The organism is Actinoplanes sp. NPDC051513 (genome assembly GCF_044454685.1).
Taxonomy (GTDB): Bacteria; Actinomycetota; Actinomycetes; order Mycobacteriales; family Micromonosporaceae; genus Actinoplanes.
Genome location: NZ_JBITDW010000020.1, coordinates 1 through 14,628, shown reverse-complemented (window position 1 = coordinate 14,628; position 14,628 = coordinate 1). Strand labels below are relative to the sequence as shown.

The 14,628-nt window shown below is 69.6% G+C and carries 12 protein-coding genes; 2 read left to right on the top strand and 10 right to left on the bottom strand.

Translation table 11 applies throughout. The annotated features are described in order from the left end of the window. Positions 1-68 precede the first annotated feature (68 nt). The 7 genes from ACIA5D_RS38955 to ACIA5D_RS38925 all read right to left on the bottom strand — a co-directional run bounded on the left by ACIA5D_RS38955 (position 69) and on the right by ACIA5D_RS38925 (position 7,222). Entirely contained in the window at positions 69-920 is an 852-nt protein-coding gene (locus ACIA5D_RS38955; protein ID WP_396035518.1) for an SGNH/GDSL hydrolase family protein, read from the bottom strand. A gap of 5 nt (positions 921-925) precedes the next feature. Next, positions 926-1,750, bottom strand: a complete 825-nt coding sequence (locus ACIA5D_RS38950; RefSeq protein ID WP_396035517.1) for a carbohydrate ABC transporter permease — start codon at positions 1,748-1,750, stop codon at positions 926-928. After that, entirely contained in the window at positions 1,747-2,655 is a 909-nt protein-coding gene (locus ACIA5D_RS38945; RefSeq protein WP_396035516.1) for a carbohydrate ABC transporter permease, read from the bottom strand. Before ACIA5D_RS38945 ends, ACIA5D_RS38950 begins: the two co-directional genes overlap by 4 nt. Continuing rightward, positions 2,655-4,007, bottom strand: coding sequence for an ABC transporter substrate-binding protein (locus ACIA5D_RS38940; protein ID WP_396035515.1), 1,353 nt, complete (start codon positions 4,005-4,007; stop codon positions 2,655-2,657). Before ACIA5D_RS38940 ends, ACIA5D_RS38945 begins: the two co-directional genes overlap by 1 nt. Positions 4,008-4,083: 76 nt before the next feature. Continuing rightward, a complete protein-coding gene (locus ACIA5D_RS38935) occupies positions 4,084-5,028 on the bottom strand; it encodes an alpha/beta hydrolase (protein WP_396035514.1) in 945 nt (314 codons plus the stop codon). 146 nt (positions 5,029-5,174) lie between these two features. Continuing rightward, entirely contained in the window at positions 5,175-6,251 is a 1,077-nt protein-coding gene (locus tag ACIA5D_RS38930) for a LacI family DNA-binding transcriptional regulator (RefSeq protein WP_396035513.1), read from the bottom strand. 20 nt (positions 6,252-6,271) lie between these two features. Beyond that, entirely contained in the window at positions 6,272-7,222 is a 951-nt protein-coding gene (locus tag ACIA5D_RS38925; protein ID WP_396035512.1) for a PaaX family transcriptional regulator C-terminal domain-containing protein, read from the bottom strand. Positions 7,223-7,513: 291 nt separating this feature from the next. Between ACIA5D_RS38925 and ACIA5D_RS38920 the strand changes: the two genes are divergently transcribed. Continuing rightward, positions 7,514-8,866 carry a PHB depolymerase family esterase gene (locus ACIA5D_RS38920; RefSeq protein WP_396035511.1) on the top strand — a complete coding sequence of 451 codons (1,353 nt, stop codon included), beginning with the start codon at positions 7,514-7,516 and terminating at the stop codon, positions 8,864-8,866. A 240-nt stretch (positions 8,867-9,106) separates the two neighbouring features. Here ACIA5D_RS38920 and ACIA5D_RS38915 read toward each other — a convergent pair whose 3' ends face one another. From ACIA5D_RS38915 to ACIA5D_RS38905, 3 genes are all read right to left on the bottom strand, one after another. Continuing rightward, a complete protein-coding gene (locus tag ACIA5D_RS38915) occupies positions 9,107-10,351 on the bottom strand; it encodes a cellulose binding domain-containing protein (protein WP_396035510.1) in 1,245 nt (414 codons plus the stop codon). 32 nt (positions 10,352-10,383) lie between these two features. Then, complete coding sequence (locus ACIA5D_RS38910) at positions 10,384-12,372, bottom strand: family 43 glycosylhydrolase (protein WP_396035509.1); 1,989 nt, start codon at positions 12,370-12,372, stop codon at positions 10,384-10,386. A 73-nt stretch (positions 12,373-12,445) separates the two neighbouring features. Then, positions 12,446-13,810: an endo-1,4-beta-xylanase gene (locus tag ACIA5D_RS38905; RefSeq protein WP_396035508.1), complete on the bottom strand. Its 1,365-nt coding sequence runs from the start codon at positions 13,808-13,810 to the stop codon at positions 12,446-12,448. Between the two features lie 579 nt (positions 13,811-14,389). Between ACIA5D_RS38905 and ACIA5D_RS38900 the strand changes: the two genes are divergently transcribed. Then, positions 14,390-14,628, top strand: a 239-nt coding sequence (locus ACIA5D_RS38900; RefSeq protein WP_396035507.1) for an endo-1,4-beta-xylanase, incomplete at its 3' end; no start/stop codon positions are given.

Genomic DNA, 14,628 nt, shown 5'->3' with positions numbered 1-14,628 from the left:
AAGTTGTTACGAGGCGGCCGGCCAATGATGCCGGCCAATGAGCCGCACCCGGCGGGGAAAGCCGCGAGTCATCCGGGCCCCGCAGCCAGAGCGGCGACGATGTGGGTCAGGATCAGCCGCTGCCCGGCCGGGGTGGGGTGCACGCCGTCGGCCTCGAGGAAGTCACCCGCGATGTGATCGCGGGTGTGGCCGTGCAGGTCGACGCCGGTCGGCGCGACGTTGCGGATGACGCCGGCGACCTCGGCGATGTCGTCCGCGCGCCATCCCACGGCGGCATCGGCGAACGACGCGTCGATGCGACGCTGGTCGACCGCGGGCGGGGTGATCACGGTGACGGCGGCGCCGAGCCCGGTGACGATCAGGTCGACGAGCGCCCGGAGGTTGCGCTCGGTCTCCGCCGGCGTGGCCATGCGGTACGCGACAGCGCGCCCGTGTGAGCGGGCGTCATTGGTGCCGACCATGAGCAGCACGTGACTGGGGCGGGCGGCCTCGAGCAGGTCGAATCGCTCGAGGACGTCGGCCGTGGTGTTCCCGCTGACGCCGAGGTTGATCATTTCACCGGTGGGTCGTCCGTCCAGCGCCACCGCGCCCGACAGCAGCTCGAACCAGCCCAGCCGGTCGGCAGTGATGGAGTCGCCGACCGCGACGATCCGCTCCTGCGGCCGGAACGGCAGCGCTCGGACCATGTCGCGGAAGCGGGCGCCGGCCAGCATCTCGGCCGCGGTCTCGCGGGCCAGCCCGGTGAGCTCGCCGACGATCGACCGTACGGTGTCGCGCGGGCAGTCGAGCATCTGGGCGAGCAGTTCGGCGTGCAGGTCCTCCTCGATCGGGAAGCGCCCGAGCAGCGGCCAGCGCCGCGTGTCGGTGTAACGGATGAACTCCCGGCGCTGGGCGCCGGTCATGCGCTGCGTGGTGGTCATGCGGGTCATCCCTTGATCGAGCCCTGCAGCAGCGCGGCGACGAAGCGGCGCTGGAAGATCAGGAAGACGGCCAGTGTGGGGGCGAGGATGAGCAACGATCCGGCGCACAGCAGCGGGATGTCGGTGCCCCATTGGCCCTGGAAGGCGCCGAGCGCGCCGGCCATCGTCCGTTTCGCCGGGTCGTCGACGAGCACGATGGCCAGCAGGAACTGGTTCCAGGTCCAGAGGAACAGCAGGATCGCCAGCGACGACAGCGCCGGGCGGGCCAGCGGGATGTGGACGCGCCAGAACAGCTGCCAGGTCGTGGCCCCGTCGATGCGCGCGGCCTCGGACAGGTCGTCGGGCATGGCGACGAAGTGCGCCCGCATCCACAGCACCGAGAACGGCATGAACAGGCCGATCAGCGGCAGGATGATCGCCCACCGGGTGTTGAGCAGCCCGAGGTCGCGGATCTGGTAGTAGAGCGGCGTGATGATGCCCTCGAACGGCAGCGTCAGGCCCAGCACGAAGATCAGGAATCCGGCGCGGTGGCCGGGCATGCGGAGGTGACCGAAGGCGAAGCCGGCCATGGTGCCCAGCAGCAACGAGATCGGGACGACGCCGGCCACGATCAGAACGCTGGAGAGCAGCAGTTCGCCCATGTGCGCGGCCTGGAACGCATCGGCGAAGTTCCCCCAGTGCGGCTGGGCCGGCCACGACAACCCGGACGGGTACGTCCCGGCGGGGTGCAGCGCCGTGACGAACAGGCTGAGGAACGGCACCACGGTGATCGCCATCAGCAGGACGAGCAGGATGCGCCCGGTCAGGGCTTCGCGGCGATTGACGATCATCGGGATCCGTCCCTGGTGAGCCGTTGGATGGGCAGGACGCAGGCCAGGACGAGGACGACGAGCACGACCGCCAGCGCGGAGGCCCGTCCGACCTCGCGCTCCGAGAACGCCAGGTAGAAGATCTCGAGCCCGGGGACCATCGTGGAGTTGCCGGGGCCGCCCTGGGTGGAGATGTAGACGACGTCGAAGCTGGCCAGGGCGGCGATGACGGTCACCGTGACGCAGACGCCGATCTCCTGGCGGAGGCTGGGCAGCGTGATGGCGAAGAACTCGCGGACCGGTCCGGCGCCGTCGAGGCGGGCCGACTCGTACAGCGCGGGATCGATCTTGCTCATCCCCGCCAGCAGGAGCAGCGTGCACAGGCCGACCAGCACCCAGGCGCCGATCACGCCGACGGCCGGCAGGGCGGTGTCGAAGTCGCCGAGCCAGGCGCGGGTGACGCCGCCCAGGCCGACCGCGGACAGCAACTCGTTCGCCAGGCCGGTGGAGGACAGCAGCCAGCTCCACATGATGCCGGCCGCGACCAGGGGAATGACCTGCGGCAGAAAAAGCACCGTGCGGGCGACCACCGCGAGGCGGCTCTGCGCGATGCCGCGAATGGTCGCCGCCACGAACAGCCCCAGCAGCACCGGGATCAGGCTGAAGAACAGGATCAGCTCGAAGGCGTGCACGATCGTCGCGAACAGCTCGGGCTCGGTGAACAGGCGGGTGTAGTTCTCCAGCCCGACCCACGTGGAAGCGCCGATGCCGTTCCAGTCGTAGAACGAGTACTGGACGGTGAGGCCGAGCGGGCGCAGGACGAAGACGGCGTACATGACAGCCGCGGGGGCCACGAACAGCCAGCCCAGCCAGGCGCCGGGGCGGCGCGCGCGTCGTGCGCGCCGCCCCGTGACTGGAGCCGGCATCAGCCCTTGACCTGGCTCACGTAGTCCTTCTGCACCGACTTCAGCAGGGCGTCCGGGGTCTGCTGGCCGGCCGCCAGCTTCTGCAGCTGCGGCGTCCAGCTCTTGGCGTAGATGGCGCCGGTCGCGTTGGCGATGAAGTCCATCGACCCGTTGTCCTTGCCGATGGTGGCGCCGGCCTCCAGCGTCGCGGCGGTGACGGTGCCCTCCTTGACCGCCGGCATGTACGCGTCGGAGGGGCCCATCGGGTGCGAGCCGCCCACCGACACGTCGATGTCGCGGGCCTTCTGGTTGGCCGCCACCCAATTGAGGAAGAACGCGGCGCAGTCGGCGTGCGCGGCCTTCGCGCTGATCCCGTACGTCAGCGGCGCCGACATCGCGGCCCGCTTGCCGCCGGCCTGCGGCGGTGGCATCAGGAAGAAGCCGGCGTTGCCGGCCATCTGCTTGTCCAGGTTGCCGGACTCCCAGTCCCCGTCGAAGATGAACAACGCCTTGCCCGCGATGAACCGGCTCATCATCGTCGCGTAGTCCTGCGAGTTGATGTCGGACGCGAAGTACCCGGCCTTGATCCACTTCTCGAGGTGCTGAGTGGCCTGCAGATTGCTGGGCGTGTCGATGGTGGCGCCGGGCTTCTGGAAGATCCAGTCGTTGATCGGGCCCGGTTCGCCGTACGCGGCCATCAGATTCTGCAGCGGGAAGGCCAGGCCGCCGGTGGCGCCGCCGTTGAACTGGTTGATCGGCGTGATGCCGGCGTCCTTGGCCTTCTGCAGCACGGAGTCCAGGTCGGCCAGCGTGGCGGGCGGCTGGGTCATGCCGATCTGCGCGGCCAGCTTCTTGTTGTAGAACAGGCCGGTCATGCTGAAGTTCAAGCCCTGGGCGTAGAGCGGGCCGTCGCCACGCTGGCCGTTGGAGCCGACCCGCATCTGCTCCAGCTGCGAGGCGGGCCACTTGTCCCAGCCGTACGCCTGCGCGTAGCCGTCGAGGTTCTTCAGCAGACCGTCCTTGACCAGCTCGGAAACCTGCGGCAGGCGCATGAGGTCCGGCGGGTCGTCGGCCAGCACCCGCGGCGCGTTCTGCGTGATGACCGCGAACTGGTCCTCACGGATGTCCCACTTGACGTTCGGGAACTGCTTGGTGAACTCGTCGGCCAGCTGCTTGGGCAGCGGGAAGCCCGTCTCGAAATACCCCTTGAGCGTGACCGGCTCGCTTCCGCATGACGTGGCCACGGCGGCCGTGCTGCTGGCCGTGCCGGTCGTGCCGGTGCCGCTGCCGGGCGCGCTGCAGGCGGTCGCGAACACCAGGCCGGCGCAGCCCAGCGCCGCCAGGAGAGGTTTTCTTATCCTTTTTGCTGACATATTGCTACTCCTTGCGAGAAGTTATTCTCCGGCCGGAGGGAGGCCGGTGGATTCAGGTCTGCCGGAAGTGCGGAACCTAGCGGGCGTGCGCCTCGCGGAGCGCCGCTACCACGTCGTCGTGCCACTGCTGCGCGGGCGGCCAGGTACGAGTGAGGGCCAGCGAGCCATGAACCGCCCCGGGATACCGGCGGTGGGACACGTCGACCCCGGCCTGACCGAGCCGGGCGGCGAACCGCTCACCGTCGTGGCGCAGCGGATCGAACTGCGCAGTCATGATCCGCGTGGGCGGAAACCCGGTGAGATCACCGGCATGCAACGGCGAGGCCAGCGGATCTCGCGCGCTCTCGGCGGAAGGCAGATAGAGGTCACGGCACAGTTCCATCTCGCTGACCGTAATGCCGTATTCATCCCCTACCCCGGAGTTACGCATTCCCTGCAGCGTCAGATCCAGCGCGGGAACCTCCAGCAGTTGCAGCCGTAGCGCCGGAACCTGCCGATCGCGAGCCGCCAGCGTCGCTGCGGCGGCGAGTGTCGCGCCGGCCGACACTCCGCCGATCGAGATGTTCGCGGGATCGCCGCCGATCTCGGACGCGTTCTCGTAGGCCCAGAGCAACCCGGCCGAGCAGTCGTCGACCGGAATCGGGAACCGGTGTTCCGGGGAGAGGCGGTAGTCGACGGCGACCACGACGCAGCCGGCGCGCCGGCTGCGGTCGCGGCAGATCGCCTCGTTGACCCGCTCGTCGATGGAGCCGAGCCAGAACCCGCCACCGTGCAGGAAGACGTGGATCGGAAGGTCGTGCCCGGCGCCGGGCCGGTACACCCGGACCCGGATCTCGGCGCCCGGACGGCGCAGCGTGAAGTCGCGCTCCAGCGGCACCGGCTCCACCTCCTGCCCGAACGCGTCGAACAGGAAATCGGAGCCCTGCCGGATCAGCTCGCGACGGGACGCGATGGGCTGGTCCGCGTCGCCCGAGTCGGGCTTGGTGTCCAGAAACTTCCGTACGGCCGGATCCAGGTCCACGGCACCTCCTCGGCGAACCAGCGGGCGCAGCGAGCATCTCCGCGTTACATGCACGAAACCGCACGGCGAAGACAGTGTCAAGAGATTCTCTAGAAGCACTTTTTTCCGTGGTCGCCGGGCACCCCGCGCGGGGGCTGGATCGCCGGTCAGGTGGTCGAGCGCTCGACCAGGCGGACGTCGAGCACGGTCGTCGATCGCAGGTCGAACCCCCCGAGATGACCGAGCAGCACACTCAGAGCGGTACTGCCGGACTCCTCGAACGGCTGGCGAACGGTGGTCAGATCGGCGGCCGTCGCCATCTCGCCGTCGTCGAAGCCCATGACGGCGACGTCCTGCGGGACGCGCAGCCCGCGGTCACGCGCCGCGAGCAACACGCCGACAGCGAGCGCGTCGTGGTGCGCCATGACCGCCGTGGGGCGGTCGGCCCGGTCCAGCAGGTCCGCAGCGGCCCGCCGGGCGGCGTCGACGGAGTTGTCGCTGTGGGTCACCGAAACCTCGCCACCGGCCCCGGCGACCACCTCACGGAACCCGGCCAGGCGTTTGATCGCCTGCGACTCGTAGTCCGAGACCTGCCGCTCGAGTACGTAACCGACCCGGCGATGGCCGCGGTCACGCAGATGTTCGCCGGCCAACCGCCCCCCGCCGCGGTCGTCGATCACGACTCGGCTGAACAACGCGCTGTCGGCGTCGACCGCCACCGTGGGCAGGCGCCGCTCGCGCAGGCGGTCGGCGATCGCGTCCTCGATACGCAGGCCCATCACGATCAAGCCGTCCAGCCGCCCGTGCACCGGCATGCTGGCCAGCACCGGCGAGGAGGCCAGGGCGGCCGACTCGTGATCGAACACCACCACGTCGATCTCGAGCTCGGTCGCCACCGTGAGCAGTCCGGACAGCCGTCGCAGATAGGATCCGTACGAGGTGAACGGCGCCATCACGCCGATCCGGCCGGTACCCTGCCGGGCCAGGCTCACCGCCTGCACCTTGGGCACGAAACCCAGCTCGTCGACGACCGCGAGCACCCGCTCGCGGGTCGCCGGACTGACCCGGTCAGGCTTGTTCAGCACGTTGGAGACGGTCGAGATGCTGACTTGCGCGCGCTCGGCGACCTCGTAGATCGTGACTCGATGTCCCGCCGCCAACGCCCCGCCCCGGTTCGTCCCGTCGCCGCGGCCCGCCGCCGCAAAGCGCTTTACGACAAGCACTCTACAGCCGGGGTCGATCAACGGCCGACCGCATCGCCGGCTCAGGAGAAGCCGGTCACCAGGTCGGCGACGGTGTGCGCGCCGATCCCGGCGAGCTTGCCCTCGGCGTACCGGCTCGCCACCGCGCGCACGTGGTCCTGGGCGGCCTCGGCCAAGCCGTCGTAGACGGCGGTGAACAGGTTCCGCGCGGGCTCGCGCAACCATCCCGGCGGCAGCAGCCGGGCGGGTAACTGGGGGTCGAGGATGGGCAGCCGCCGGTAGGTGTCCATCACCTCGGTGCGAGCGCGGACGGCGTCGGCGCCGATGATCTGTCCGGCGACCGCCCGAGGCAGCGTCGCGGTCCAGCGCCGGATGAAGGATTCGTACTGCCGGGCGATGTCGGCGGTGTCCCAGGCGTCGAGGGGATTCCGGCGGATCGCGGCATCCAGTTCCACGTGCCGGGCGCGGAAGACGGTCAAGGTTCCCAGGGTGAGCTCGGCGAGGCGGGACTTGGTCTTCTCGCTGACGTCGTGCGGGGAGATCCACAGCCCGTCGTAGAGCGGCGCGTAGCCCATCCACCGGAGCTGGCTGCGAAGCCCGCGCCGGAGCGTGCCTTCCTCCTGCGGCAGCGAGAAGGCGATCAGCGTCCACTGCTCGTCCCAGGGCCGCGTGCCGGCCGGCGAGACGATGGCGCTGCCGCCCACGACCAGGAAGGCAGCCGCCGCCGGGGTCAGGCGGTAGGAACTGCGCCGGCCCCGGCGGTGGCCCTCGAGCACGCCGCGGCGGGCCAGCCGGCTGATCGCCGTCCGGGCGCCGGCCTCACTGACACCGGCCTCGGCCAGCAGCGCCACGATGGCCCCGGACGGGAGCCAGGCCCGCGATCGCAGCGTGTAGTCCGCCAGCAAGGTGACCGTCAGGCCCTGCGGCGAGTTGCCGGCCTGCCGCCGTGGCAGCCGCACCGGGCCGGCCGCGTCCTGCGGAAAGATCTCGTCGATGTCGTACGGGCTGGTCACAAGAACGACTCTAAGGGGCCGACGACCTCAGTTGATCGAGGTTTGTCGATTGACAGTTTTCGGTCCCGGGTGAAGGATATGTGTCACGCGATGGTGGTGGACCGGGGTCACGCACGTTGTCCTGATGCGCGATACACACGGCATGTCATGCACCACCTCGGCGCGGCCTTTCCTCGGCCGGCGCCCCCACGCGTACTTCCTATCCCCACCTGCCGCAGCGGCAGCCGTCCGCGCAGTCCACCGCGCGCACGGCCATCCCCGCCTGCGCGCGGGACACGAAGGAGTCAGGCTATGAAGATCAGACGCAAGCTCCTGCTCGCCGCGGCCACCGCCCTCGCCGTCGCCGGGCTGGCCGTGCCGGGGGTGCGGCCCGCGTTCGCCGCCTCGCTGGCCGAGGTGACCAACTTCGGGGACAACCCCGGCGGCATGCGCATGCACATCTACGTCCCGGATGTGCGTCCGGCCAACCCCGCCGTCGTGGTCGCCATGCACGGCTGCGGCGGCTCGGGACCGGGCTTCTACTCCGGCAGCGAGTTCGCCGGGCTCGCCGACCGGTACGGGTTCCTCGTCATCTATCCCAGCGCGACCCAGCAGGCCGGCTTCGGCAACTGCTTCGACACCTGGTCGGACGCCGCCAAACGGCGTGGCGGCGGCAGCGATCCGGTGTCGATCGTCTCGATGGTCACGTACGCCGAACGCCAGTACAGCGCCGACCCGAACCGGGTCTACGCGACCGGCAGTTCCTCCGGCGGCATGATGACCAACGAGATGCTCGCCCTCTACCCCGACGTCTTCAAGGCGGGCGCGGCGTTCATGGGCGTGCCGTTCAACTGTTTCGCCAACGCCGCCGACTACCCGCCCGGCTCGAGCAAGTGCACCGGTGGAAGCATGGATCGCAGCCCGCAGCAGTGGGGCGACGCCGTGCGGCAGGCCTACCCGGGGTACAGCGGGCCCCGTCCCCGCGTCCAGCTGTGGCACGGCACCAGCGACACCCTCGTGCCGTACTCGCTGCTGCAGGAAGAGATCGACCAGTGGACCAACGTGTTCGGGCTGAGCCAGACACCGTCGTCGAGCGACACGCCGCAGGCGGGCTGGAACCGGCGGCGCTATGCCGACAGCTCCGGCACAGTCCAGGTCGAGGCGTACAGCATCCAGGGCGCCGGGCACAGCCTGCCGGGAACCGGCATGGCCGCATACGCGATCTCGTTCTTCGGCCTCGCCGGCGGAACCCCGCCGACCACACCACCGACGACTCCGCCCACCACGCCCCCGACCACACCGCCCACCACGCCCCCGACGACCCCGCCGACGAGCCCGCCGTCCTCGAGCGCGTGCCGGGTGACGGCCGCCGTGAACGCGTGGAACACCGGCCTGACCGAGAACCTCACCATCACCAATACCGGCGCCACCGCCATCAACGGCTGGTCGCTGGTCTTCACGTTGCCCGGCGGCCAGACCATCACGTCCGGCTGGAACGCCACCTACTCGCCGGCCTCGGGCCAGGTGACGGCCAGGAACGCGGCGTACAACGGCGCGATCCTCGCCAACGGCTCGGTGACCATCGGCTTCCAGGCCACCCACACCGGTAATGCCGGCAAGCCGTCGGCGTTCGCGCTCAACGGCAGCACCTGCAGCACCGCCTGACGTCCCCGCAAGCCGCAATTCCCGTCTCGCACAGTGTCCGGCGGGCGCCCTCGGTTGACCCGACGGCACCCGCCGGACAGTCATCAGCGCCGGACTGGCTCCAGATGGCTGGCTCCGCGTCGCGGATGCCGCCGCCCAGCCCACGCGGACGGGGTGCCGCCGGACCATCCGGCGGCACCCCTCATCCCCCTGCGGCGCCGGGCCTCATCGAGACACGGGGCAGGTCATCTCCGCCGTCGGCTAGGCCGAGGTGCAGGTCGGCGACGGGGCGCTGTTGGTTCCGTTCCAGGTGCCGAGGAAGCCGAACGTCGTGGACGCCCCCGCGGCGAGGCTGCCGTTCCAGGTCTCGTTCGCGACGTTCTGCACGCCGCCGGCGGCGGTGTTACGGCCGCCCCACATCTGGGTGATCGTCTGGCCGTTGGCGAACGTCCAGCTCACCCGCCACCCGGTCAGTGCGGCGCCGGCGGTCACGGTGACCTCGGCCTGGAATCCGCCCTGCCACTGCCCGGTGATCCGGTACACGGCCGCGCAGGCGCCGGGCTGGGCGGTGGGCGACGAGCTCGGCGAGGTCGGCGTCGAAGGCGAGGTCGGCGTCGACGGCGAGGACGACGTGGTGCTGGTCAGCTGCGAGAAGAACTTCCAGACCTCGCCGCCCACCCAGGTCCGGGCCCCGCTGGTCGAGGTGGACCCGTCCACCGGCTCCGGGGTGTGGTCGCCGTCGAACGCCGCCCACGCCACCGGGTATCCGGCGCGGCAGCCCGCGTACGCCGTCACGATGTGGGTGAGGCTGCCCTGGGCGGGCTCGGGCGGGTTCTGCGCCGTGCACCCGTTGTTCCGGACGAACGTGTCCCGGATCGACCGGCCGAGCGAGATGTTGAGCACGCTGTCGTGGATGCCGTGGATCCCGAGGTAGGCGACCGGCTGGGTGCCGGGGCTGCAGCCGCTGAGGTTGGCGCCGGAGAGCACCGCGACCGCGCGGAAGACCGTCGGCCGGGCGCACGCGACGGCGTAACTCATCGATCCCCCGTAGCTCCACCCGAGGGCGAACAGCTGAGTCGTGTCGACGCACAGGTCGCCCTCGATCAACGAGGTCAGGTTGTCGACGAGGGTGAGGTCCCGGCCGCCGGTGTTGGCCCAGCCGTTGTCGATGCCCTGCGGCGCGACCAGGATCGCCGAGTTGTTGGACAGCCCCTGGAGCCCGTAGTAGCCGGCGCTCGCCACGTTGCTCGCGGTTCCGTTCAGCCAGTGGAAGGCGAAGATCAGCTTGTACGGTTTGTTCCGGTCGTAGTTGTCCGGGACCCGGAGGATGTACGAACGGTTCTGGCCGCCGCTGGAGATCGTACGTGTGCCGCTGGTCAGCGTCGGCGCCTTGCCGCAGCCGGCGGTGACGGCCGCGTCCGCGGGCACCGCTGTCACGATCGCCAGGGCCGCGGCGGCAGCCAGTGCGGCCGCCGCCACTCCCCCGGCGAGTTTACGGATGGACATCACGATTCCTCGATTCAGGAGACGACGAAGATTCAGGAGACGACGAACTGGTTGACGGTGACGGAACCGCCGAGCGCGGTGGTGGCGTAGTTGAAGACGCCGAACCGGTAGCCCATGAAGAACTGCCAGTCGTTGTTGAGCGTGAAAGCGGGCCCGAGCGACGTGAAGGTGCTGCCGTCGGTGCTGTACGAGAACGTGGCGGTCCGGCCGGAGCCGGGCTGGATGTTGGCCGACACCCGCAGCCAGATCCTTCCGCCGGACACCGTCGCGCCGGCTTGCTCGGCGCCGGTGCCGGTGGTGGTCCAGCCGCTGGTCGACATGGTCAGCCCGCTGGTCATCGACACCCGGGTGGCGCCGTTGTCCTTGCGGATGCCGATCCAGGCCGACTGGTCGCGCAGCATCGCCAGGCCGGCCCGGTCGCCGTTGGCCATGCCGGCGTAGTCCAGCTGGATCGTCGCGGTCGAGGACGGGCCCTGGATCCGGCGGGTCAGGGTGTTGCGCGCGTTGTACAGATCGCTGGTAACCGTGGCCGTGGACAGCCGCAGCCCGTTGCCGACGCTGAACTTGCTGGTGTCGGGGTTGTGGTTCCACTCCCACTGCGGTCCCAGCGTTCCGGCGGTGAAACTGTCCGACCCGGTCATCGAGGCAAGCGGGTGCCAGGGCAGGTTCGGCCTCGGATAGCTGGCGCCCCACCGGCCGTTGACGGTCTGCAGGACTGGCCAGCCGTCACTGCTCCAGGTGATCGGGGCCAGGGTCGGCATCCGCCCACCGGGGTACGCGTCGGTGAACGCCATGTACCACCAGTCGCCGTTCTGCGTCTGCACGAGCCCGCCCTGATGCGGCACGCCGCCGCCGGAGATGGGGCCGGGCAGGTTCAGCAGGACCTGGCGTTGCTCGTACGGTCCCCACGGGCTGGTCGAGCGCAGCACGTACTGGCCGTTGGCCGGGCGGGTGAGCCAGATGTAGTAGTAGTTCCCGCGCTTGTACATGCGCGAGCCCTCCAGCGTGCCGATGCTCGAGGGGGTGGTGTAGACGGTCTGCGACCGCACCTCCGAGGTCAGATCCCCGGACAGCTGCGCCACGCTGATCGTGCTGTTGCCGTAGGCGACATACGGGGTGTCGTTGTCGAAGAGCAGCCCGGCGTCGTAGTAGCACTTGTTGATCCGGGCCTTCTTCGACCAGCCGCTGCCGATCGACGTGGACGTGTAGACATAGGTGCGGTTGAACTCGGTGCAACCGAGCCAGTAGTAGGTGCTGCTGGCGGGCCGGTAGTTGAAGGCCGAGGCCCAGATGCCTTTCACGTACGCGCGGCCGCCGTTGAGGTCGTACGCGTTCGAATCGAAGTCCAGCCGTGGCACCGAGTGCCCGGCGTACTCCCAGTTGACCAGGTCGTAGGAGCGCAGGATGGGCGCGCCGGGCGAGTAGTGCATGGTCGACGCCGAGTAGTAGTACACGTCGCCGACCCGGATGATGTCGCCGTCCGCGAAGTCCTGCCACACGACCGGATTGGCAAAGGTGCTCGGCGCGCTGGTCGGCGGCGCCGAGGTCGCCGGGGTGGTGGTCGGCGCCGAGGTCGCGGGGGTGGTCGGCGCGGTGGTCGCGGGGGTGGTCGGCGCGGTGGATCCGGTGCAGGCGACGCCGTTGAGCGTGAACCCGGCCGGCGCCGGGTTGCTGGAGGTCCAGCTTCCGTTGAGGCCGAAGCTCGCCGTGCCGCCGGTGGCGACGCCGCCGTTGTACGCGGCGTTGGTGACGGTCACCTGCGAGCCGGACTGGGTCACCGTGCCGTTCCACAGCTGCGTCACCGTCTGGCCCGCGGCATAGGTCCAGGACAACTGCCAGCCGGTGAGCGGGTCGCCGAGGTTGGTGATGGTCACGTCGGCGCCGAAGCCGCCCTGCCACTGGCTGGTCACGGTGTAGGCGACCCGGCATCCGGCGGCGGCCTCGGCGGTGGTGGCGACCGCGGTGAGGCCGGCCGCGACGGCGAGCGTGAGGCCGGACGCCAGCCAGAACTGTCTTTTCATGCGGTGACTCCTCGTTCGGGGGCGCTCTCCGGCCCGAGGGCCCGGACCGGAGAGCACGGGGAGATGGGCCGGGCTAGCCGGCCGCGCAGGAGGGTGTGGCGGTCGGTCCGGCGCCGGTGCCCTGGAAGCCGAACTCGGTGTATCCGCCGGACGGGATCTGGCCGTTGTAGCTCACGTTGCGGAAGCTGACCGTGCCCGTCGTACCGCTGTTGGTGGCGTTCCAGGTGCTGGTGACCGCGCTGCCCGACGGGAGGGCCAGGCTGACTGTCCAGCCGTTGACCGCGGCCGAACCGGCGGTGACCCGGACGGTCGCGACGTAGCCGCCGTTCCAGGAGTTCAGCGACACGCCGGCGGCGCAGGCCCCGGACGGCGGGTTGCTCGTCGGCGGGCTGTTCGTCGGGGTGGTGGTGACCGGCGTCGTCGGGTTGGTGGGGCCGCCGGCGTTGAGGGCGTTCAACACCGACGTGTACGCGGCCTTCTTGTTGCCCGAGGAGTCGAACAGCAGCGGGTTCTCGCCGGTACGCCAGGAGTCGCTGTCGCGGATGCCCCACACGGTGATGCCGCCGCATCGGGACACCGCCATGCACGCCCTGGTCACCGTGGCGTAGATGTTGGCCTGGTTGCCGCCCTGCGCGACGTCCAGTTCGGTGATCTGCACCTCGACTCCGAGGTCGGCGAAACGCTGCAGGTTGGACTGGTAGTCGCCGGGGATGCCGGTGCCCAGATGCGACTGGAAACCCACACAGTCGATCGGCACCCCGCGGGCCTTGAAGTCCTTGACCATGTTGTACACGCCGGTGCTCTTCGCGTTCACGCCGTCGGTGTTGTAGTCGTTGTAGCAGAGCTTGGCGCCGGGGTCGGCGGCCCGGGCGGCGCGGAACGCGGCCTCGATCCAGTCGTTGCCGGTGCGCTGCAGGTTGGAGTCGCGGCGACCGCCGCTGCCGCCGTCGGCGAAGGCCTCGTTGACCACGTCCCAGGCGTAGATCTTGCCCTTGTAGTGGGTGGCGACCTGGGTGACATGGTTCAACGCGGCGCTGCGCAGCGCGCTGCCGGAGAGTCCTTGCGCCCACGACGGCTGCTGGGCGTGCCAGAGCAGGGCGTGCCCGCGGATCTTGGCGCCCATCGAGATGCCCTGGTTGAGGATCCGGTCGCCGTTGGTGTACGTGAACCGGCCCTGGGACGGTTCGGTGGCGTCCCACTTCATCTCGTTCTCCGGGGTCACCGCATTGAACTCGCGGTTGAGAATGCCGGTGTAGGTGGAGTCGCCGAGCTTGCCGGCCGCGATCGCCGCGCCGAAGTAACGGCCGCTCTGCGCGGCCGACGCGCCGAGCGTGGACGCCGCGTCCGCGGTGCCGATCACGGCGACGCTCGCCGCGACGACGACACCCGCCGCGGCGGTCGCGAGAAGCATGAGACGACCGTGCCTGGGGATGGGCATGAGAAGGGAACCCTTCGGGAGAGGGAATGCTCGGGCAATGGGGGAAGTGAACGTTAACAGCGCGATGTCGCGAACGTTACGGGAGCGCTCCCATAGATTCAAGTGAATGCTACGCCAACGCGACCGGCCGCCGTTCATAACAACAATTCAGTAGGAAGTTGAGGATCTTCAGATCCCGTAACTTTCGGCTTGACACCGTTGCCCGGAGGCGGGCCGCCCGAGGAAAACTATCGCGGCCCGATCTCTCAAGCCCCGATATATGGGACAAATATTCTGACGAATGGTTCAAACCATGGCATTCTTCCGCCGCCGAGGGGCTGGAAGTTTCCGGAAGTTCTCCGGAATCCATTGTTTCGGGAGTGTTGCCGTGCCAGCATGACGTGCAATTGAAGTACATCGTTATCAGGTCCGGGCGGCGCGATACACCGACTTCCCCTCGCATGCACGGCGGCTGCGATCCGCCGGCGTGCGGTACTCGGCCGCCGGTACGCAGAATCGAGAATGGAGGCCATTGTGGCAACCGCTTTCCCTGCCCATTCCGCCGGTTCCCCGGGCGGTCGATCATGGCGGGTCCGATCGATGATCTTCGGTGCCGCTGCCATCGTCGCGGCCGCGGGCGTCATGATGGTGATCCCGCCGGCGAACGCGGCGAGCACCCTGGGCGCGGCCGCCGCGCAGTCGGGCCGGTACTTCGGCACGGCGATCGCGGCGAGCCGTCTCGGTGACTCGACCTACAGCACGATCGCCGGACGCGAGTTCAACATGGTGACCGCCGAGAACGAGATGAAGCCGGACGCGACCGAGCCCAACCGTGGCCA